This is a genomic window from Epilithonimonas bovis DSM 19482 (genome assembly GCF_900108115.1).
GTDB classification, from domain to species: domain Bacteria; phylum Bacteroidota; class Bacteroidia; order Flavobacteriales; family Weeksellaceae; genus Epilithonimonas; species Epilithonimonas bovis.
Window position 1 is genome coordinate 14,922 of sequence record NZ_FTPU01000025.1, and the last position, 21,112, is coordinate 36,033.

Consider the following 21,112-nt stretch of genomic DNA (forward strand, 5'->3'; position numbering starts at 1 on the left):
CAATTATAAAACTTTTATCCATGATCATAGGAAATGGCTTAATTGCCAGCTTGTTTAAAGATTATAAAAAAAATGATTGTGTTTTTTTTGCATCGGGTGTTTCTAATTCTTTAGAGACCGATGAAAAACAATTTCTTAGAGAAGAAAATTTAATCTTAGAAACTATAAATATGTTCCCTGACCTTATTTTTGTATACTTTTCTACTTGCAGTATTTATGATTCTACAAAAAAAGAAAGTGCTTATGTGCTTCATAAGTTAAAAATGGAGCAATTAATAAAAAATAATAGTCGAAGATGGCTAATTTTAAGGGTGAGCAATGCTGTAGGTAACGGAGGTAACCCTCATTTGCTTATGAATTATTTGGTTAGGTCGGTTAAGAATAGCGAAACAATCAATGTACATACCAAGGCTACAAGAAACCTGATTGATACTGCTGATATCAAAGCAATTTGCTTAAACCTGATAGAAAATCATACAGAAAATCATATTTTAAATATTGCATATTTGAGTAATTATTCCATTATTGAGATTGTTGAAATTATGGAACAGTACTTTGATAAAAAAATTGAGTTAAATCTTATAAAGTCAGGAAGTGGATATGATATAGAGATTTCAGAGATTGAAAATTATTTTTTTAAAAACCATTTGGATAATAAGGAAAAATATCTAAAGAAAATCTTAGATAACTATTATTCTGATAAGCTTTGTAATAATATTAATTAATTTGAAAATTAATTATTAATATATGGTAGTTGTACAGTTCGTAGAAGCTTTTGGAGGAGGGGTTTATACCTATGTAAAAGATTTATGTAATTTTATTGTGAATAATAAAGATTATAACAATATCGAATTACATCTCATTTATAGTGGTGACAGAGTTGAGTTCGATAACGATTTGTTTCTTAAAGATATTGATTCTCGTGTAATACTTCATGAATTAAAAATGAAAAGAGAAATTGATATTCAACATGATTGGAAAATGCTTTCAATTACCAGAAAGTATTTAAAGAAGATTAAACCTGATATTGTTCATTTGCATTCATCAAAAGCTAGTGTGATAGGAAGGATTGCTTGTTTTGGCTTGGTTAATAGGTCTAAAATTTTTTATTCCCCACACGGCTATGCTTTTGTTCAACAAAACATTTCTAAATCAAAAATTTTATTTTATAAAAGTATTGAAGTTTTAATGCCAGCAATCTTCGGAGGGGTAACTGTTGCTTCTGGTGATACAGAGTTTGAAATTTCAAAGTCATTTACAAAATCAATATTGATTAAAAATGGGGTTGATTTTGTATTGCCAAATAAAATATGCCATCCGATTAAAAATGAAAAAATAACTATAGGTACAGTTGGAAGACTGATGTTGCAAAAAAATCCTAAAGCTTTTAATAAAATAGCTCTACTTTTGCCAGATGTCAATTTCGTATGGATTGGCAATGGAGAATTAATGGACGAAATAACTGCTAGTAATATAAAAGTTACAGGCTGGATAAAAACAAGAGAAGAATTATTAGAATTACTTAATTCCCTGGATATTTATTTACAAGTCTCGTTATGGGAAGGTCTTCCAATTTCGATTTTAGAAGCTATGGCAGTACAAAAACCTTTAGTTGTAAGTAATGTTATAGGAAATAAAGATACTGTAGAGGATAATTATAATGGCTTTAAATTTACAAATGAAAATGAGGCGGTTAAATGTCTTGAAAAAATAATTAATGATCCTGCTCTAAGACAAAAAATGGGGGATAATTCGTATAAAAAAGTCTATACAGAATACAACAAAATTGAAAATTTTTCTAAATTACTTTATTTTTATTTTAAATAATTATTTCAATATAAAAGTAGAATAGTATTTTTGCGAGATTAAACTATAAGTTATGAAAACCCAAAAAATAGGCATTACCTTTTCTTCATTTGATCTTCTTCACGCCGGACATATTAAAATGCTGGAGGAAGCTAAGACTGTATGTGATTATTTAATTGTTGGACTGCAATTAGATCCCACTTTTGACCGGCCTACCAAAAACCGACCAACACAATCCATAGTAGAGCGGTATATCCAGCTCAAAGCCTGTAAAGATGTGGATGAGATTATCCCTTATAATACCGAAGAAGATCTAATGGATATTCTACAGTCTTTTGTGGTAGATGTACGGATTATAGGCGATGATTACCGGGACAAAAACTTCACCGGAAAACAATATTGCGAAGAGAAAGGGATTGATATTTATTATAATAAAAGAGATCATCGTTTTTCCAGTTCCGCACTTAAAAAAGCAGTTTTTGAACAAGAATTGGCCAAAATTAAAAAGTAATTATTATGGAAATAAAGGGAGCGCCTCTTAAAGACTGTTATGTTTTAAAACCTGATGTTATTAAAGATGAAAGAGGCTACTTCTATGAAAAATTCAATGAGAAACAGTTTGAAGAGACCACAGGGCTTAACGGCCATTTTGTTCAGGACAATATCTCAAAATCGTCTTATGGCGTTTTAAGAGGTTTGCATCTGCAGAAAGGAGAACATGCCCAGGCAAAGCTTGTATCCTGTCTGGAGGGGAAAGTTTTTGATGTTGCGGTAGATTTAAGACCGGAATCTCAAACCTTTGGCCAGTGGTTTGGTATCGAGTTAACGCCGGAAAATAAATTACAATTGTACGTGCCGCGCGGCTTTGGCCATGGGTTTTCTGTATTGAGTGAAACAGCTGTTTTTTCTTACAAATGTGATAATTTTTATAACAAGGCTTCGGAAGGCAGTGTCCTGTGGAACGACCAGGATCTGAATATTGACTGGAGGCTTCCCGCAGGAGACATTATCCTATCTGATAAAGACAAGACGGCACCTGCATTTTCTTTGAAAAATTTTTAGTAATTTCGGCGCATAAAAACTAATAACCGACTACTCAGCGCAATTTATTTAGTTCAGCATGAGCAGTATAGAATTTTTACCGAGAGATGCCAGGGTATTTTTTTAGATATTTTCCCAAGATTTTCATTGTTATTGATTATCTGATTATTAATCTTCTTTTCTTCTCAGGGAAGCTGTATTTTTTTAATTTCAGTGATGGTGATACTTTTGTAATGGATTATCGTGCCCAGTTCATCATTCTTAACTTTTCCTGGCTCATAATTGCTAATCTTACCGGACTTTACAAAAGTTCCACTTTCAAAGAATCTTCTTTGCAGTTTAATGCGTTAACAAAATCACTACTACTTTTTGTTATTTTCAGCCTGATTTATCTGAGTCTGATATTCCCGAAAAATATCAACTATGCCAACTGTTTTCTTTATTTCCTACTGATTGGTGCTTCAACATTTGTTGCAAGGCTGATCCTTTTCCTTTACCGTAAAAAGCACAGAGTAAAGATTGGGAGGATGCTCTACCAATTTGATACTGTTCTTATCGGAGAAAATGCTTATGCTCAAACTTTGCTTGCTAATAATGAAATTAGAAGGTCTATAGGGATAAAGGGCGTTTATGCCTTCGATCATGAAGCACCTGGGGCCAAATATCTGGGTAATATTGATGATCTTATTAGAGAATTTGATGACTTAGAGATCAGTAAACTGATTTTTTGTGATGACCGGATTAAGCCGCAGGATTATAAAAAAGTGGTAGACCTCGCCGAGAATAAAATGGTTAGGGTATATATGGTTCCTGATTTTAAACATAACAATCCAAGCCTGGTGAGCTATGAGATGCTGGCCAATATTCCTTTTCTTGTTCTGATGAAAGAACCTCTTTCCGAACGAAAAAAACAGATCATAAAGAGAAGTTTTGATATTTTGTTTTCATTATTTGTCATTGTATTCTTATTATCATGGCTGGTTCCTATTGTTGCATTAATCATAAAACTGGAAAGCAGGGGGCCTGTATTTTTTCTTCAGAAAAGATCAGGGCTCAAGAATAAAGCATTTAATTGTATTAAATTTAGAAGCATGACGGTGAATGATGTTGCTGACCTCAAAATTGCAGAAAAAGGTGACCGCAGGATTACAAAATTTGGTGAGTTTATGCGTAAGACCAGTATTGATGAGCTTCCGCAGTTTATTAATGTTTTTATTGGTAATATGTCTGTTGTCGGCCCAAGACCTCATATGCTGTCACAAACCAGGCAATACTCCAAAATTACCAAAAAATATATGCTCCGACACATGATAAAACCAGGCATTACAGGCTGGGCGCAGGTCATGGGTTCCCGTGGAGAGATATTCTCCAACCGCGATATGGAACTGAGAGTAGAAAAAGATATATGGTATATCCAAAACTGGTCTTTTTTCCTGGATCTCAAAATTATTTTTCTTACATTTTACAATATTGTCAAAGGGGACGAGCAGGCCTACTAGATTTTAAAGAACCAAATTAAGGTTCTTTTTTTTATTCCTAAATTTGCATCCTGAAAAATAATGAAGATCTATACAGATGTTCATTGATCAATTATTAATTATCATTCATCATTTATAATAACATGCGTACAAAATCCGTAGGTCAAAAAAAAATTAATATTGTAACACTGGGCTGTTCCAAAAATGTTTACGACTCCGAAGTCCTTATGGGACAGTTGGAAGCCAATGGTAAACAGGTGGTGCATGAGGAGAAAGGTGATGTGGTGGTCATTAATACCTGCGGATTCATCGATAATGCCAAGGAGGAAAGCATCAATACCATTCTTGAGTATGTAGACCTCAAAAACCAGGGTAAAGTAGAAAAAGTCTTTGTGACGGGATGCCTGTCTGAGCGTTACAAGCCAGATCTTATCAGGGAAATTCCGGATGTGGATCAATACTTTGGAACTAGGGATCTGCCTATTCTTTTGAAGCATCTGGGTGCAGATTACAAGCACGAATTGGTGGGAGAAAGATTGACCACCACACCGAAACACTATGCTTATCTAAAAATTTCCGAAGGTTGCGACAGACCGTGTTCTTTTTGTGCAATCCCTTTGATGAGAGGAGGTCACATCTCCACACCTATTGAAAAACTGGTGACAGAAGCTCAGAAATTAGCAAAAAAAGGGGTTAAGGAGTTGATTCTGATTGCTCAGGATTTAACATTTTATGGCTTGGATATCTACAAAAAAAGAGCTTTGGGTGATCTGCTGAAGGCGTTGATAAAAATAGAAGGTATCGAGTGGATCAGGCTGCATTACGCATTCCCGACCGGTTTTCCGGAGGATGTTCTGGATATTGTAAAAACGGAACCTAAAATTTGTAATTATATTGACATCCCGCTTCAGCATATTAACACCGAATTGCTGAAAGCCATGAAAAGGGGGACTACTTTTGAAAAGACCAATGCCTTGCTGGATAAATTCAGGGAAAAGGTTCCGGATATGGCGATCCGTACAACACTGATTGTAGGTTTCCCAGGTGAGACCGAAGAAAAATTTGAAGAACTTAAACAATGGGTTCGCGACCAGCGTTTTGACCGTTTGGGATGCTTTACTTATTCCCACGAGGAAAATACCACCGCATTTGTATTGGAAGATAATATCCCGGATGAGGTCAAACAACAACGTGTTGAGGAGATCATGGCCATTCAGCAACAGATATCCTGGGAGAAAAACCAGGAGAAAGTAGGAAAAGTTTTCCGCTGTATCTTTGACCGCAAAGAAGGTGATTATTTTGTTGGGCGCACAGAGTATGATTCTCCCGATGTGGACAACACCGTTTTGGTTCCTGCTGAGAATATTTATCTGCCTATTGGGGAATTTGCCCAAGTGAAGATTACCTCTGCAGAAGATTATGATCTGATAGGGGAGTTGGTTTTATAAATGAAGGATGAAGGATGATGGGAGATGGAAGTCCGGAAGTGTTTAATCTTTGGCCGTTAAAGTTTTTATAAAACCAAGACACTATTGCCTGCGTTATTCTCTTATTTTTTATTTTTGAAAAATGCTTCAGATCCCTGAGTTCCAAATCCCTGTTACAGAAATCCAAACCGATTTTGACTGTCGTATTTTCATTAAAAGGGAAGACCTTATCCATCCCGAGATATCCGGAAATAAGTTCTGGAAGCTCTACTATAATATCAATCATTATCTTGGTTCTAAACCGGAAAATCCTTTGCTGATCAGCTTTGGTGGTGCTTTTTCCAATCATATTGCATCGGTCGCTGCATTTGGGAAGCAATTTGGTATCCCAACTATCGGTATCATAAGAGGAGAGGAACTGGAAGATGCATGGCAAGATAACCCCACACTTTATAAGGCCTCCCAAGACGGGATGCAATTCGTTTTTGTTTCCAGAAATGACTATCACAATAAAGAAAGACTAACCCACGCGTTTTCTCTGCAATATAACAATGCATTGATTATTCCCGAAGGTGGAAGTAACGCTGCAGCAGTACAAGGAATACAGTATATGTTGGGAAAGGAGACCAAAGATTTTGACTATCTTTGCACCGCTGTTGGGACAGGTGGCACCATCGCAGGGCTGTCAAAGTTTGCTGAGGGTGGCCAAAAGGTTGTGGGAATCAGGGTGGTAAAAGATGATTCTTTACCAAAAACAATTTTGGAGTGGAGCGGAAGACCTAATTTTGAATTAGTAGATGCCAATGAAACCCGATATGGGAAAATAACGGATGAGAATGTGCGTTTTATAAACTGGTTTTATAAAGAATATCAGATCCCTTTGGATCCGATTTATACAGGAAAGATGATGCAGACCATTTTTGATTTGGCAGAGAAAGGTTATTTTGCTAAAGGCTCAAAAATCCTGGCTTTTCATACCGGTGGATTGCAGGGTATCAAAGGTGCCAATCAGTTTTTGAAATCTAAAAACCGTATTTTGATAGATTTTGAAGAATAGATGGCTGAGTAAGCCTGTTAGGTGTAGAAAGCCTAGCTCCGATTGACTCATGTTGTTGATTTGCTGTTTGACTCGTCGAAACTCGTCCCTCGTTTTGAAACGGCATCCTTTTTTGTGAGGCGGCGGAGCGAAGAATAAGCTCCTAAAAATAAAGAATGAAAAGAGGTCTGAACTTAATTGCATATTCAGAAGATAATTCTTCTCTCAGATTAAGCGTATTCATAATTTAGAATCTGCAAAATCAAAAAGAATCTGCGAGAACTAAAATAAAGAATAAATATTTTAAAATATTGACAATGAAAAAATTATTGGTAATTGGTTTTGTTTGTGCCATAGGACTGGCAAAATCACAAAGCTGGAAGACAGAAGACCAATACATCCAAAAATTTGCGCCGTATGCCGTAGAAGAGATGGAAAAATATAAGATTCCGGCAAGCATAACGCTGGCGCAGGGACTACTGGAGACTGCTGGTGGACAGAGCCGCCTCGCACTGGAAGGCAAAAACCATTTCGGGATCAAGTGTAAGGAAGAATGGACCGGAAAAACCATGAAACATACCGACGATGCACCTAATGAGTGCTTCCGTGTTTATGAAGACCCCAAACAATCCTACGAAGACCATTCTGTTTTTTTGGCGACCAGAAAGTATTATACAGGCCTTTTTCAGCTGGATCCTAAAGATTACAAAGCCTGGGCGCATGGCCTGAAAAAAGCCGGCTACGCTACTAATCCCCGCTACGCCTATATCCTGATTGATAAAATAGAGAAATACCGACTTTACGAGTTTGATAACACCACAAAAGATCAGGTTTTCTATGCCATTCTGAAAATGTATCCGGCACTGAACAATGATGCTGTTTTTATGGCGCAACTCGGTCAGGAAAAGCAGAATGACAAAGTTTTACCTACAACGGTCAATGTTCCTTATACACAAGGATCTTATGCTAAACAACAGGATAAAATAGAAGAAATCCTGGATGCCAAGACCAAAGCTGTTTTGCTTAAAAATATCCTGGTGAAAAATCATCCCAACGGTGATCTCAAATTCTTTGTGATGCCTGTGGATGGTAATATAACAGATATTTCCAAAAAATTCGGGATCAGTGAAAAACGCCTGATGAAGTATAACGAACTGGATAATCCCAAACTGGAGAAAAACGATATCATCTTTCTGGAAAGTAAAAACTCTTCGGGAAACAAAGCGACTTACAAAGCCGGCATAGGCGATACCATGCATGATATTGCACAAAAATTTGGGATTAAGCTTAAAAAACTCTATGCTAAAAACCGCATGGATATGGATAGAAATGATCAGCCACAAGCCGGCCAGCTCATCTATCTGCAAAGCAAAAAACCAAGAAGCTAAATTTTGTCGGAAGTCAGATGATGGAAGATTTGCAATTCGGAAAGAGTAGGAAGATGGAAGTCGGATGATGGATGATTTTAGATTTAAAGACAATAAAAAATTAAAACATAATATTAAAAAACTTCCGACTTCCATCATCGGACTTCGGACTCAAAAAAAATGATTTACCAAAGAAGTTCAGCGCTTTTTGAAGAAGCGTACCAATATATTCCCGGTGGTGTCAATTCCCCGGTGCGAGCCTTCAAATCTGTGGGAGGTGTTCCTGTATTTATGAAATCGGCAAAGGGCGCTTACCTTACCGATGAGGATAACAGGACCTACATCGATTATATCAACTCCTGGGGACCGGCTATCCTGGGACATACCCACCCCGAAGTTCTGGAAGCCCTGAAACTACAGGCAGAAAAAGGTTTTTCCTTCGGGACACCTACCGAGCTGGAGACGGAGATTGCGAAATTAATTGTAGAAAATGTCCCTAATATAGACCAGATCCGAATGGTATCATCAGGAACGGAGGCCTGTATGAGTGCCATTCGCCTGGCGAGAGGTTACACAGGCCGCGACAAGATAATTAAGTTCGAAGGTTGTTATCACGGCCATTCAGATTCTTTTCTAATACAGGCCGGCAGCGGCGCGGCTACTTTTGGGAACCCAAATTCTCCGGGTGTTACCCAAGGTACTGCCAAAGATACATTGCTTGCAGAATATAATAATTTTGAACAGGTAGAAGAGCTTTTCAGATTAAATCCTGGGCAGATTGCGGCCATCATTGTAGAACCGATTGCCGGAAATATGGGCTGCATTTTGCCGGAAAATTATTTTCTTCAAAATTTGAGAAAAATCTGTGATGAGAACGGTGCTATTTTGATTCTCGATGAGGTGATGACGGGATTCCGTCTGGCTTTTGGCGGTGCTCAGGAAGCATTGGGGATCAAAGCAGACCTGGTGACTTTTGGTAAAGTCATAGGTGGCGGGTTGCCTGTTGGTGCATTTGCCGGCCGCAATGAGATTATGAATTATCTCTCGCCTCGTGGCGATGTTTACCAGGCCGGAACACTCAGTGGCAATCCTCTGGCCATGAGAGCCGGGCTGAAGACTTTGCAATTGATACAACAGGATCCAGATTTTTATACTAAAATTAATAAGACTGCCGAGACCCTTGATTTTGAGATGAGTAAAATCCTTAACGAAAAAGGAATACAACACAGGATCAACAGAAAAGGCAGCATGATGTCTTTGTTCTTCAATGCGACTTCTGTCAGCAATTTTACTGAAGTTAAAAATTCTAACATCAGCTTGTTCAATAACTTTTTCCATCAGTTGTTGGATCAGGGGATTTATCTGCCACCAAGTGGCTATGAGACCTGGTTTGTGTCCGCAGCCATAGGTGATAAAGAGATCGATAAAACACTGGAAGCCGTAAGGAATTTTCAATACTAGAAAATCATTAATGGAATAACGTTTTGTAAATGATAATTGAGTAATTTCAGGTCTTGACAAGTTAATCCTATAAAAAACCGTTCTTTCTTTGAGGACGGTTTTTTTATTGATTATCCAATAGTCTTTCAAAATTTCAGGAAACCAAATAAGCAACAATTGATATAGAAATAAACCGACAATAAATGCTTTATTAATTATAAAATTCTGTGTCGCTAAAATGTTTTCCTTTAATTGTTTATGTTTTTTTAATTCTTGATTGCTTTCAAATACAGTTATAAATTTTTTCATAAACTGTAATATTATAACTGAAATTGAAAACATTAGAGTAAATAAAAATAGACGATTTGATAAACCATCCACGAAATAATTGTACAGAAGCAGACAAAAAAACATTATAATCAGTAGACTTACATAAATGGGTTTTACAATTCCATTATTATATCTCGAGTAGAGACAATAACTTAACATGCCGAAGAAAAATGAATGTAAAATTTGTGCAAAAATCATAATTATTTTGTTGGTTTCGCTCTCAGATATTGATGCGGATAAAAACAATCATCGCCATCTTTCCAAGAAGACTGAACCGCAAAATAAGGATTTCTGAGAATTTCTCTTGCCAGAAAAATCAAATCTGCCTGTCCTTTTTGTAGGATTGCTTCCGCCTGTTCTGCGGTAGTTATCAGACCAACTGCGCCTGTTTTGATTGCGGCATTTGTTTTAACCGCTTCTGCCAGGGGAACCTGATAGCCAGGTTTTAACTCGATTTTTGCACCACTGATATTGCCGCCACTGGAAACGTCTATCAGATCTACATTTTTGGTTTTTAAGATTTTTGCCAGCGCTACGCTGTCGGAGATTTCCCAACCATTTTCAGCGTACTCAGTTCCGGAGATTCTTACAAAAAGGGCTTGTTTTCCTGTTAGTTGAGAATTAACGCCCTCTACAATTTCCATTAAGAATCTTGCTCTGTTTTCCGGATTTCCGCCATATTCATCGGTTCTTGTATTGGAAAGTGGAGACAAAAACTGATGAATCAGGTAGCCATGCGCCGCATGCAGTTCTATCACATCAAAACCTGCTTCCACCGCTCTTTTGGTCGCTTTACGAAAATCTTCCACAAGATTTTTGATTTCTTCTAAGGATAATTCGTGTGGGATTCTATCGCTGCTTTGAAAGGGGATTGCGCTTGGTGCAATTGTTTCCCAGCCCTTTTCCACACTCATTTGTGTGTTAGTTTCAGCTGAGATAGAACCTTTTCTGCCTGCATGGGCCAATTGTATCCCGATTTTACTTTCTGAGTTTTGATGTACAAATTGGACGATTTTTTTCAACGCGTTGGCTTGTTCATCATTCCAGATTCCGAGGCATTTGTCGCTAATTCTTCCTCTTGGTTCTACAGCCGTAGCCTCTGTGATGATTAAACCTGTTCCGCCTTGCGCACGGCTTGCGTAATGCACGAAATGGAAATCATTTGCGATGCCGTCTTCTGCAGAGTACATGCACATGGGCGACATCACAATACGGTTTTTGAGTTCTATATTTCTAAATGTTATGGATGAGAAAAGTTTTTTCATTGCATTAATTTTAAAAGTGGGAGTTGAAAGACGGATTAAGTTGCCTTAAAATTAAACGCCAAATTGTGTCAAATGATGTTCCAGATGTTTTGCCATCATATTATTCCATTCTTTAGACGTCAGCTTGCCAAAACTGAAGTTTTCTTTGCCCTCAAAAGCTTCTGCTCCCAATTGCTGCGTTTTCTGAATAAAGCCGATGAGGCGTTTTCTTTCTTCATCAAAATATTTCTCATTGGTAATGACAAACATGGCGGCTGTGGGCAGGTTTTGTTTGTAAGGGATCTCATTGGTAACCTTTGGTTTTACAAATCTTTTGAGCAGCCATCTGGTAATAACTGTTGGTTTCCGGTGTTTCTCCTGCTCATAAATCAGTTCATAAGTTACGTTGCAGTGGGCCAGCATTTTGTCCACAGACATGGTTCCCCATTTTGGGAAAGAGTCCTCTGTAAGGCTATTGATTCTTTTGATGAAGTGCACAGTGTCAGCCTTGTCAAATATATTTTTCATAAATATCTAAAAGGTAAATTTTATAAATTTTTTGATCTTATTTTTCTAAAAATGAAGGTAAAAATTTTTATACATTTATAATCATATTTTTATTTATTATTTGGATCAAAATTGCAGGTTACGCCGAGATACTTTAACTTTGCATAAACCTAATCTAATGAGTAAAAAAGAAACAAAGTACATCTTCGTCACAGGAGGTGTTACTTCTTCACTGGGTAAAGGGATTGTCTCTGCCTCTTTGGGACTGCTTCTGAAATCCCGCGGTTTCAAAGTGACTATCCAGAAACTTGACCCCTATATCAACATCGACCCCGGAACACTTAATCCCTACGAACATGGTGAATGTTATGTGACCGAAGACGGCGCAGAAACAGATTTGGACCTTGGGCATTACGAAAGGTTTTTAGATTCTCCTACTTCACAAAACAATAATGTAACGACGGGTAAAATCTACCAAACCGTTATAGAAAAAGAACGTAAAGGCGATTTCCTTGGGAAAACCGTTCAGGTAATCCCACACATTACCAACGAGATCAAACGAAGGATAAAGATGCTTTCCAAAAAGGATTATGACATCATTATTACTGAGATTGGAGGAACAGTTGGTGATATAGAATCTCTGCCTTATATAGAAAGTGTCCGCCAGTTGCAGTGGGAATTGGGTAAAAATAATTCAATGGTCATCCATTTGACATTATTGCCTTATTTGTCATCCAGTGGTGAACTCAAAACAAAACCTTCCCAGCATTCTGTCCGTCAATTGATGGAAAGCGGAATCCAGGCTGATGTTTTGGTTTGCAGAACCGAGCATCATATCCCAAAAGCACTCAAGTCAAAACTGGCGCAGTTCTGTAATGTAGGTCTGGACAATGTGATCGAATGTATCGATATGCCAACGATCTACGAAGTGCCATTGGATCTGCAGAGACAGAAGTTTGATGAGGTCGTCCTCAAAGAACTCGACCTTCCTGTCGGGAAAGAATCTAATCTTAAAGACTGGAAATCATTCCTCAAAAAATATAAAAATCCGAAGAAAAGTGTAGAAATTGCTTTGGTAGGGAAGTATGTATCACTTCAGGATTCTTACAAATCTATTGCAGAAGCCTTTATCCACGCCGGTGCCGATCAGGAAACCGAAGTTAAGCTGAGATGGGTTTACAGTGGTGATATCGAAGAGAAAGGAGCAGATCAATTACTGAAAGATGTTGATGGAGTCCTTATTGCACCAGGTTTTGGTGATCGTGGAATAGAAGGAAAAATTCAGGCGGCTAAGTATGCCCGGGAAAATAAAATCCCGTTGTTGGGAATCTGCCTGGGGATGCAGATTATGACGATAGAATTTGCAAGAGATGTTTTGGGATTGCCAAAAGCCAACAGTGTAGAGTTTGATACATCTACGCCGGATCCGGTGATCTCTTTGATGGAAGAACAGAAAAATGTCGTAGAAAAAGGAGGGACCATGCGTCTAGGAGCGTGGAAGTGCACGCTGAAACCCGGTTCTAAGCTTGCAGAAATCTATGGCGCGAAAACCATCTCCGAACGTCATCGCCACAGATACGAGTTCAACAGTGATTATAAAAAAGAATTTGAAGATAACGGCTTAGTCCCAACAGGTTTCAACCCGGAGACCGGTTTGGTAGAAACACTGGAACTCAAAGATCATCCTTTCTACGTAGGTGTACAATATCACCCGGAATACAAGAGTACTGTGGCTACACCACATCCTTTGTTCAAAGCATTTGTTTCCGCTGCGGTAAAAAATAAGTAAAAGGTAGTAAGTATAGTGTACAAAGTATGATTCAGAATATGGAAAATACGTTGTACATTATACTTTTTACTTGATAGAACAGAAAAAGTATTTCCCTGAGCCATTCGTCTTTATAACAGAATATGGAAAATAAATCCTATTTTTGCAGACCAAAATGAAACAGGTTTCTTAACTGTCAGTCTGAGGCTATCGAAGACTTTCAACTAAAAAACCTTAAACTTTAAACTTAATTCTATAATGCAACAGAATAACGGATTAGACAAAAACCAGCTGATAAGCTTTGCGGTTTTTTCTATGATTCTTATCGGTTTTATGTTTTATTTCCAAAACCGAAATGCCCAGTCCGAGCAGGAAAAACTGGCTGCCGAAGCCAAAAAAACAGAGCAGACTACCAAAGCAAAACCAGTGGCAACCAACCTGAATGCTGCGGCAGTCACACCTAATTCTGTACAAAAAGTTAACCTTCAGAATGATGAGTTATCTTTAGAATTTTCCAGTGTTGGCGGGCAATTAAGTTCTGTAAAGTTGAATAAATTCCAGGCTTTTGGTGGTAAGCCGCTTTACCTTTTCAGTAATAATAATTCCAATTACGGATTTGAGTTCAAAGATAAATCCGGTAAAGTTTTCAATACCAAAGATTTGGTTTTTGTACCACAAGTTTCCGGGAATGCTGTAACGCTGAGTTCAAAAGTGGGCAATGCGGTTATTCAGTTTGTTTATACGCTTAAGCCAAAATATACTTTGGATTTTCAGGTAAAAACACAAGGTTTAGCAACTGTTGTCAACGATGGTAAAGCCAATTTTGTCTGGAACTACAATGTGAGAGGTGCAGAAAAAGGCCGCTCGCAGGAAGAGTCGCACACCGAGTTTGTGTATGCTTTCAACAATTATAAAGATTACGATTACGATGCCCGTTCCGATATGGATGAGGCAGACGAAACGATCAACTGGATTGGTGTTAAGCAGCAGTTCTTTGCCGCAGTGATCGAGGCTAAAAACGGGTTTACCAAATCAAAAGGTAATCAGGAAGCTATCCCGGAAGGCGAATATCTTAAAAAAATGAATTACGACGGGCAGGTTACTTTGGCCGGTAACGAGCTCAATCAGGACTTTACCTGGTATTTTATGCCATTGGATCTGGATCTGCTGAAGTCTTATGACAAAAACTTCGATGAGATTCTTCCGCTTGGTTGGTCATTCATCGGCTCGCTCAACCGTCACGTGTTTATCCCGATGTACAACCTGATTTCATCATGGGGCATTGCCGCAGGTTGGGCAATCTTCTGGATGACGATTATCGTGAAATTGATTTTGTCTCCGGTAATGTTCAAACAGCACAAATTGAGCGCAATGATGAAGGTGATTCGTCCGGAGATTGATGAGGTCAACGCCAAATTTAAGGATGCCGACCCCATGAAAAAGCAACAGGAGACCATGGCTGTTTACAGGAAGGCTGGTGTTAATCAGATGGCGGGCTGCTTACCGGCGCTTGTGCAGATTCCGTTGTTTTATGCACTCTTCCGTTTCTTCCCGAATATGATAGATTTACGAGGCAAAAGCTTTTGGTTTGTTCCGGATCTGACGGCCTATGACGATATTATCCATTGGGGAACCAATATTCCGTTATTGGGCAATCACCTGAGTGTATTTGCATTGGCCTGTACGGTTGTAATCTTGATTTACACTATCATGACTTCTGGCAATATCCAGCAGCCACAGCAGGAAGGGATGCCAAATATGAAGGTCTTGATGTACATCTTCCCAATCACGTTCCTGTTCTTTTTAAACAGTTCAGCGTCGGGATTGTCTTGGTACTATTTTGTTTCCAATGCGATTAACATTGTAATTATCTTAGTTATCAAATATTTTATCCTGGATGAGAAAAAGATCCACGCCATGATTCAGGAGAATAAAAAGAAAGAACCGAAAAAAGAAGGGACTTTCCAGAAAAGGATGCGTGAGATGATGGAGAAAGCACAAGAGCAACAGAGGGCTCAGGAGCAAGCTAGAAACAAAAGAAAATAAATATTAAGCGGTAATTTTTTACCGCTTTTTTATTTTAATAACCCTTTCAGAGTTTCAAACTCTGAAAGGGTTTTCATTTGAGTAAGTTAACTTTGATGGGTTTTACCTCTTTGTAAACCTTAAAATGTTTTCAATAATGTCAAAAAAAACTTTGCAGACTTTGCGTTAAAATCTACATTTTATAAAAAGAAAAATCCCGAAATTTGCAACTTAATTTAAACCCAAAACCTTGAATTTAGAATCCACTTACGAATATCTCCAGCAATTCCTAACACCCGAACGTTTCCAAAAAATCGAACATTATTCCAAAGAAAGTTCAGATTTTGTTTTGCCTGTGATGGAGGATATTTATCAGTTCCGGAATGCGGCGGCAATCGTTCGTTCGGTAGAAGCCTGCGGATTTCATAAAGTGGTGGCGATGGAGAAAGAAAATTTCTTTGAACCAAATCTGAAAGTCACTAAAGGTGCAGATACTTGGGTCGAGGTAGAGAAAATGCCAAGAACCATTGATTCTTTACAAAATATCAAAAACCGAGGATATAAGATCGTCGCCGTTTCTGCAGAGAACAATGCGAAAATGCTCCCGGATTATGAGATTACGGAACCTTTGGCCTTGGTTTTCGGGACAGAGTGGGAGGGTACTACCGATGAACTGCTGGATTTTGCTGATGAAACTTTAGCCATTCCGATGTATGGTTTCACCAGAAGTTTTAATGTATCGGTTGCGGCAGCTATTTGCATGTACGAACTCAAACAGAAATTGCTGAAATCTGATATCGATTACAAATTGTCCGAAGAAAAACTACTGCAGATGAAAATCCGTTGGGCAAAAAACTCAATCCCAAGTGGCGATATGATTCTGGAAAAGTATTTGAGAGAGCAAGGTCTGGCAAGGATCTGACAGACAGTTTTTTAGAACATCTGATCATAGTTCCAAGCGGCAACAAAAATCCCGGCCGTTTCGGTTCTCAATCTCTGGTTACCGAGAGAAACCGCTTTGATACCTTTGTCTGCCAACAATTGGATTTCTTTATCAGAAAAATCACCTTCGGGCCCAATCAGAAAAGTGTATTGCGAAAAAGTCTTCGAGAACCTCAGACTGACATCAACAGGCATATCGTCGCTTGTTTTGTTGTCACGCTTGTCATCCTGAGCGGAGTCGAAGGATCGAAGCGCGTTCAAATTAATCCGTTCCAGATTTTCGTTGCAATGCGCTACAAAGGTGGTTTCAGGATCCAGTGTTTTCATAAAATCAGAAAATTTTCTAAGATCATTAACGACTGGGAAATGGCATCTCAGGCTTTGTTTTGATGCGCCAATAGCCTGTTTCCTGATTTTATCGATATTGATTATCTTACGTTCTGAGTTGTCTGTCTGGATAAAGCTGATCTCTGCAATTCCCATTTCTACCGCCTTTTCTACAAAAAACTCAATACGGTCGATATTTTTGGTTGGTGCTATGGCAATGTGTAGTTTCGGGGAAAAATCAGGAAGGTCTTTCTGGACTTCCAAAACGTTTAACGATACTTTTTTGCCTTCCAAAATCAGGCTGCCTTTGGCAAGGTTGCCTTTCCCGTCTGTTACAAAAATTTCTTCACCTTCGCGCATTCGTAGCACTTTTGTGATGTGCTGCTGCTCGTCGGAATCGATCTTTATTTCCGGAAAAATCTGTCCAAAGAAAAGTTTCATTTCAATTTTTTATATAAATTTAATTATGGGAAAAATACTGGGATATATTCTTTTAATTGGTGCTATTGGCTATGTTTTATACGCCTTACTCTGCCTTTTATTTTTGATTGTGGCGTTTATTCTGGGCATTAGTAACTAACTTGACATATTACTTCTTAATCAAAGAAAATATCTTTTTCCCAATCGTCATTACCAAAACCGCTGCCAAGCCAAAAATAATCCCTAATCCGAACTCCGCAATGGTAGCAGGCACAGATTGCGGAATCAGATGGTGGATGTAATCAATATTGTGCATAAAAATTCCGCCGGAAACCAGTAATAAAGCAATGGTTCCTACCACGCCCAAAATTTTGATAACGATTGGCAATGCTTTGATCAGAAACTGGCCCAAGCCAGAGAAGAAACCTTTGTTACCGGATTTTTTCATAAGGAAAAAGCCTGCATCATCCATCCTTACAATGAGTGCCACAATGCCGTAAACCCCCACTGTTGCTATAAATGCTACTAATGTAACAACAATGATCTGCGTGATAAGCGGATGCTCTTTCTCGATAACGGTTCCCAATGCAATGATGACAATTTCTAACGATAATATAAAATCGGTCTTGACGGCAGAGCTTATCTTTGTTTTCTCAGACTTCTCATCATCTTCGGGCAAGACGCTTTCTTCTACAACTTCGTGACCTTCTTTTTTACGGTGAAAAAGAAATTCAATGATTTTTTCTACACCTTCATAAGCTAAGTAAAGACCGCCTAAAATTAAAATCACTTTAATCGCCTCCGGAAAAAAATAATTAAGCAAAAAAACAATTGGCAGGATAATCAGTTTATTGATAAAAGAGCCTTTGGTAATAGCCCAAAGAACAGGAATCTCGCGGGAAGAAAGGAAACCGGTAGCCTTTTCTGCATTCACGGCAAGGTCGTCACCCAGTATCCCTGCTGTTTTTTTTGTTGCCAACTTGCTGGTAACAGCAATATCGTCCATCAGCGCGGCGATATCGTCTAAGATTGCAAAGAATCCTGAAGCCATAACTTTTTATTTTTATACAGCAAAAATAGAAATTTTCAAGTCTTATAAATGATGTTTTTATCTTAAATTTTCTTTTTAGCAACCAGAGAATAAACCATTGGAATTTTGTTTTCAAAATGTTTTATCCTGAATTTTCCCGGCTCAAATTCTACTGTATTGCTGAAACAATTATATGGCGAATAGTCGATTTCGTTGAAAGATAAAATCTCCAGACCATTATTGAGCAGACTGGTGAAAACTTCGCTCAGACTGTGATTCCAGGTGATGTTTTCCTGCGATATGTCAGCAGATTTGTCTGCATACGTTCCGTTTTCGGATTCGATAATCGGCTCAGTATTAAAGTAATTGTATCCGATTTTTTCAAAATTGTCATCAAACATCCACACCACAGGATGAAATTCTACAAAAACCAATTTTCCGCCCGGTTTCAAAAAATCTGAAATAATCTTTGCCCATCTATCGAGATCCGGAAGCCAGCTTATTGTGCCATAGCTTGTGAAAACGATGTCAAATTTTTCATCCAGATGATTGGATAAATCATAAACATCGGAACAAATGAATTGAGTGGTTTGTTGTGTTTGTTCTGCAATCTGTCTTGCAGTTTCTATTGATTTGTCAGATAAATCTACACCTGTAACATCTGCGCCTAAGCGACTCAAAGAAATGGAATCCTGCCCGAAATGACATTGGAGATGCAGAATTTTCTTGCCGGAAACATCGCCTAATAATTCCAATTCGATGTTGTTTAAAAATGATTGTCCTTTCAAAAAACTGTCCTGATTATAAAACTCAGAATTGATGTGCACTTCTGTTTTTTTATTCCAGGAATTTCGGTTGATCTCCAGGTAATTTTTTGCTTTGTTCATAGTTTTCAGATTAGGTAGTTGTTTTATATTTTAGAAAAATACTTCATTCTCACTGATAAAAGCAACGCCAGTTTTAATCGTAGTGTAGATATCTGTGTCACATTCTCGCAAAGAACACATATAGATTTCTTCTACCCAAGTGTTGCTGAGGAAGATTAAATTGAGATATTCGTTTTTTCTTAAATTATTTTTGATGGAAAGATAGTCGCCTTCTTTGGGTTCATAATCAAAGCTGAAAATATTCTCGGAATTAATCATCTCAATAATTTCTTCCTTGATTGTTTGCAGATAGCCTGTCTCGGAACCGATTAAGTCAAAATCCTCAGCTGCATCAGAAGTTTCTGTTTTGCCGGTAATGGTTTCCAGGATCCAGTAAAATTTAGACTTATTTCTGGATTGTTTTTCAAGGATTTTTTCTTCGAGGAGTATTTTCATAAGTGTTGTTTTCGATAGCTATTTAAATTTAAGGTTGTGTTGAATTTATCAATTCATCTAAATCTTCAGATGATACTGTGGACGCTACACTATTAAATTCTTCAAACGAAGCAACTCCTCCTTTATTAGAATAAATTATAAATTTAGACCTGAAAATATTATTTTTAGTCCATTGACAAAGATTATTTAATAAAGATTCGCCAACAGAATCGGGTATTACATCTTCTAAAATAACAAAATCTTCTTTTAAATCTCGAAGTACATTTCCTTTTTTGTCATATATTATAACTCTCTCTAAACCTAATTTTTTTGCTGAACAATTAATTTTCCACGTAACCAATTCTCTTTCTATTATTGCTTTTTTTACTTTTTCGTTAGGAAAGTATTCTACTTTATTGGAGACTTGTTTTACCCATATTTTATCATCATCAGAAGAGGGCAAAAGGTCTTTAACATAATATTTATGGTCATTACTAGATGTTAATAAAAACCAATTTTGGCAAAATACTAAAGAGAAATTAAGACTTAAAAGTAAAAACAATACTTTTTTTTTCATAACATATAATTTATAAGACTTATATCTACAAGTCATATTTCGCCGTAGCCGTAGTCCTAATATCTGTAAACTCGCCACGTTCGTATTTCAGTTTCGCTACCATTGCAATCATTGCAGCATTATCTGTGGTGTATTCGAATTTTGGGATGAAGATATTCCAGCCGAGTTTTTTGCGATTGTATTCCATTGCTTTTCTGAGACCGGAATTGGCAGAAACACCGCCGGCAATCGCAACATCTTTGACATTAAGTTCTACCGAGGCTTTTTCCAGTTTATCCATCAAGATTTCAATAATTGATTTCTGAACAGAGGCACAAAGGTCATTCAGATTCTCTTTTATGAAATCAGGATCTTTCCTTACTTCCTTCTGGATAAAATATAAAACAGACGTTTTTATTCCGCTGAAAGAATAATCATAAGCTTCCATTTTCGGTTTGTTAAACTTGAAAGCGTCGGGATTTCCATCTTTAGCTAATCTATCCACAATTGGTCCGGCAGGATAATCGAGATCGAAGATTTTTCCGATTTTGTCAAACGCTTCGCCAGCGGCATCATCAATGGTTTTTCCGATAATTTCCATATCGAAGTAATCCTTAACCAAAACAATCATTGTATGACCACCGGAAACCGTTAAACATAGAAACGGAAATGTGGGCGGTGTAGGATTAGCATCTTCAATAAAATGGGCGAGAATATGCGCCTGCAAATGGTTGACTTCTATCAACGGAACATCCAAACTCATCGCCAGTGATTTTGCAAAAGAGGTTCCGACCAAGAGTGAACCCAAAAGTCCGGGACCCCGTGTGAAACCAATCGCACAAATCTCATTTTGTTGTATATTTGCTTTTGAGAATGCTTTCTCCACAACAGGGATGATGTTTTGCTGATGCGCTCTGGAAGCCAGTTCCGGAACCACGCCACCATATTCATTATGGATTTGCTGGTTGGCAGCGATGTTGGAAAGGATTTTATTATCCTTGATTATTGCTGCGGACGTGTCATCGCAAGACGATTCTATACCTAAAATAATTGAACTGCTCATAATA

20 protein-coding genes are annotated in these 21,112 nt (G+C 37.8%); 12 read left to right on the forward strand and 8 right to left on the reverse strand.

The genetic code is table 11. The annotated features are described in order from the left end of the window. Positions 1-20 precede the first annotated feature (20 nt). From B0B05_RS10960 to hemL, 9 genes are all read left to right on the forward strand, one after another. Positions 21-725 carry an NAD-dependent epimerase/dehydratase family protein gene (locus B0B05_RS10960; RefSeq protein ID WP_076783691.1) on the forward strand — a complete coding sequence of 235 codons (705 nt, stop codon included), beginning with the start codon at positions 21-23 and terminating at the stop codon, positions 723-725. Positions 726-747: 22 nt separating this feature from the next. Next, positions 748-1,827: a glycosyltransferase gene (locus B0B05_RS10965; protein ID WP_076783692.1), complete on the forward strand. Its 1,080-nt coding sequence runs from the start codon at positions 748-750 to the stop codon at positions 1,825-1,827. A 52-nt stretch (positions 1,828-1,879) separates the two neighbouring features. Beyond that, positions 1,880-2,317, forward strand: coding sequence for an adenylyltransferase/cytidyltransferase family protein (locus B0B05_RS10970; RefSeq protein WP_076783693.1), 438 nt, complete (start codon positions 1,880-1,882; stop codon positions 2,315-2,317). Positions 2,318-2,322: 5 nt separating this feature from the next. Further along, positions 2,323-2,868: a dTDP-4-dehydrorhamnose 3,5-epimerase gene (gene rfbC, locus B0B05_RS10975; protein WP_076783694.1), complete on the forward strand. Its 546-nt coding sequence runs from the start codon at positions 2,323-2,325 to the stop codon at positions 2,866-2,868. A gap of 86 nt (positions 2,869-2,954) precedes the next feature. Beyond that, positions 2,955-4,346, forward strand: coding sequence for an exopolysaccharide biosynthesis polyprenyl glycosylphosphotransferase (locus tag B0B05_RS10980; protein WP_076783695.1), 1,392 nt, complete (start codon positions 2,955-2,957; stop codon positions 4,344-4,346). A gap of 122 nt (positions 4,347-4,468) precedes the next feature. Then, entirely contained in the window at positions 4,469-5,773 is a 1,305-nt protein-coding gene (rimO, locus tag B0B05_RS10985; RefSeq protein ID WP_076783696.1) for a 30S ribosomal protein S12 methylthiotransferase RimO, read from the forward strand. A 121-nt stretch (positions 5,774-5,894) separates the two neighbouring features. Beyond that, positions 5,895-6,809 carry a 1-aminocyclopropane-1-carboxylate deaminase/D-cysteine desulfhydrase gene (locus B0B05_RS10990; protein WP_076783697.1) on the forward strand — a complete coding sequence of 305 codons (915 nt, stop codon included), beginning with the start codon at positions 5,895-5,897 and terminating at the stop codon, positions 6,807-6,809. A gap of 296 nt (positions 6,810-7,105) precedes the next feature. Next, complete coding sequence (locus tag B0B05_RS10995; RefSeq protein ID WP_076783698.1) at positions 7,106-8,176, forward strand: glucosaminidase domain-containing protein; 1,071 nt, start codon at positions 7,106-7,108, stop codon at positions 8,174-8,176. A 159-nt stretch (positions 8,177-8,335) separates the two neighbouring features. Continuing rightward, positions 8,336-9,616 (forward strand): glutamate-1-semialdehyde 2,1-aminomutase, encoded by a 1,281-nt coding sequence (hemL, locus tag B0B05_RS11000; RefSeq protein WP_076783699.1) that lies wholly within the window; start codon positions 8,336-8,338, stop codon positions 9,614-9,616. A gap of 509 nt (positions 9,617-10,125) precedes the next feature. Here the strand turns inward: hemL and namA are convergent. Both namA and B0B05_RS11010 read right to left on the reverse strand, forming a co-directional pair. Next, positions 10,126-11,190, reverse strand: a complete 1,065-nt coding sequence (namA, locus tag B0B05_RS11005) for an NADPH dehydrogenase NamA (RefSeq protein WP_076783700.1) — start codon at positions 11,188-11,190, stop codon at positions 10,126-10,128. A gap of 51 nt (positions 11,191-11,241) precedes the next feature. Further along, complete coding sequence (locus B0B05_RS11010) at positions 11,242-11,697, reverse strand: DUF1569 domain-containing protein (protein ID WP_076783701.1); 456 nt, start codon at positions 11,695-11,697, stop codon at positions 11,242-11,244. Positions 11,698-11,854: 157 nt separating this feature from the next. Between B0B05_RS11010 and B0B05_RS11015 the strand changes: the two genes are divergently transcribed. The 3 genes from B0B05_RS11015 to B0B05_RS11025 all read left to right on the forward strand — a co-directional run bounded on the left by B0B05_RS11015 (position 11,855) and on the right by B0B05_RS11025 (position 16,391). Beyond that, positions 11,855-13,465 carry a CTP synthase gene (locus B0B05_RS11015; RefSeq protein ID WP_076783702.1) on the forward strand — a complete coding sequence of 537 codons (1,611 nt, stop codon included), beginning with the start codon at positions 11,855-11,857 and terminating at the stop codon, positions 13,463-13,465. Between the two features lie 237 nt (positions 13,466-13,702). Then, positions 13,703-15,490: a membrane protein insertase YidC gene (gene yidC / locus B0B05_RS11020; RefSeq protein WP_076783703.1), complete on the forward strand. Its 1,788-nt coding sequence runs from the start codon at positions 13,703-13,705 to the stop codon at positions 15,488-15,490. A 229-nt stretch (positions 15,491-15,719) separates the two neighbouring features. Further along, positions 15,720-16,391 (forward strand): TrmH family RNA methyltransferase, encoded by a 672-nt coding sequence (locus B0B05_RS11025; RefSeq protein WP_076783704.1) that lies wholly within the window; start codon positions 15,720-15,722, stop codon positions 16,389-16,391. 11 nt (positions 16,392-16,402) lie between these two features. Here the strand turns inward: B0B05_RS11025 and B0B05_RS11030 are convergent, their stop codons facing one another. The 6 genes from B0B05_RS11030 to tsaD form a co-directional block, all read right to left on the reverse strand. After that, a complete protein-coding gene (locus tag B0B05_RS11030; RefSeq protein WP_076783705.1) occupies positions 16,403-17,179 on the reverse strand; it encodes an RsmE family RNA methyltransferase in 777 nt (258 codons plus the stop codon). Between the two features lie 148 nt (positions 17,180-17,327). Then, positions 17,328-18,209, reverse strand: a complete 882-nt coding sequence (locus tag B0B05_RS11035; RefSeq protein ID WP_076783706.1) for a DUF808 domain-containing protein — start codon at positions 18,207-18,209, stop codon at positions 17,328-17,330. 62 nt (positions 18,210-18,271) lie between these two features. After that, positions 18,272-19,075, reverse strand: a complete 804-nt coding sequence (locus B0B05_RS11040) for a class I SAM-dependent methyltransferase (protein WP_076783707.1) — start codon at positions 19,073-19,075, stop codon at positions 18,272-18,274. Between the two features lie 30 nt (positions 19,076-19,105). After that, a complete protein-coding gene (locus B0B05_RS11045; protein ID WP_076783708.1) occupies positions 19,106-19,510 on the reverse strand; it encodes a hypothetical protein in 405 nt (134 codons plus the stop codon). Positions 19,511-19,538: 28 nt separating this feature from the next. Then, the gene (locus tag B0B05_RS11050) at positions 19,539-20,066 is read right to left on the reverse strand and encodes a hypothetical protein (RefSeq protein ID WP_143746003.1); all 528 of its coding nucleotides are present in this window, start codon (positions 20,064-20,066) and stop codon (positions 19,539-19,541) included. Positions 20,067-20,091: 25 nt separating this feature from the next. Further along, positions 20,092-21,108, reverse strand: coding sequence for a tRNA (adenosine(37)-N6)-threonylcarbamoyltransferase complex transferase subunit TsaD (gene tsaD, locus B0B05_RS11055; RefSeq protein ID WP_076783710.1), 1,017 nt, complete (start codon positions 21,106-21,108; stop codon positions 20,092-20,094). Positions 21,109-21,112: the final 4 nt, after the last annotated feature.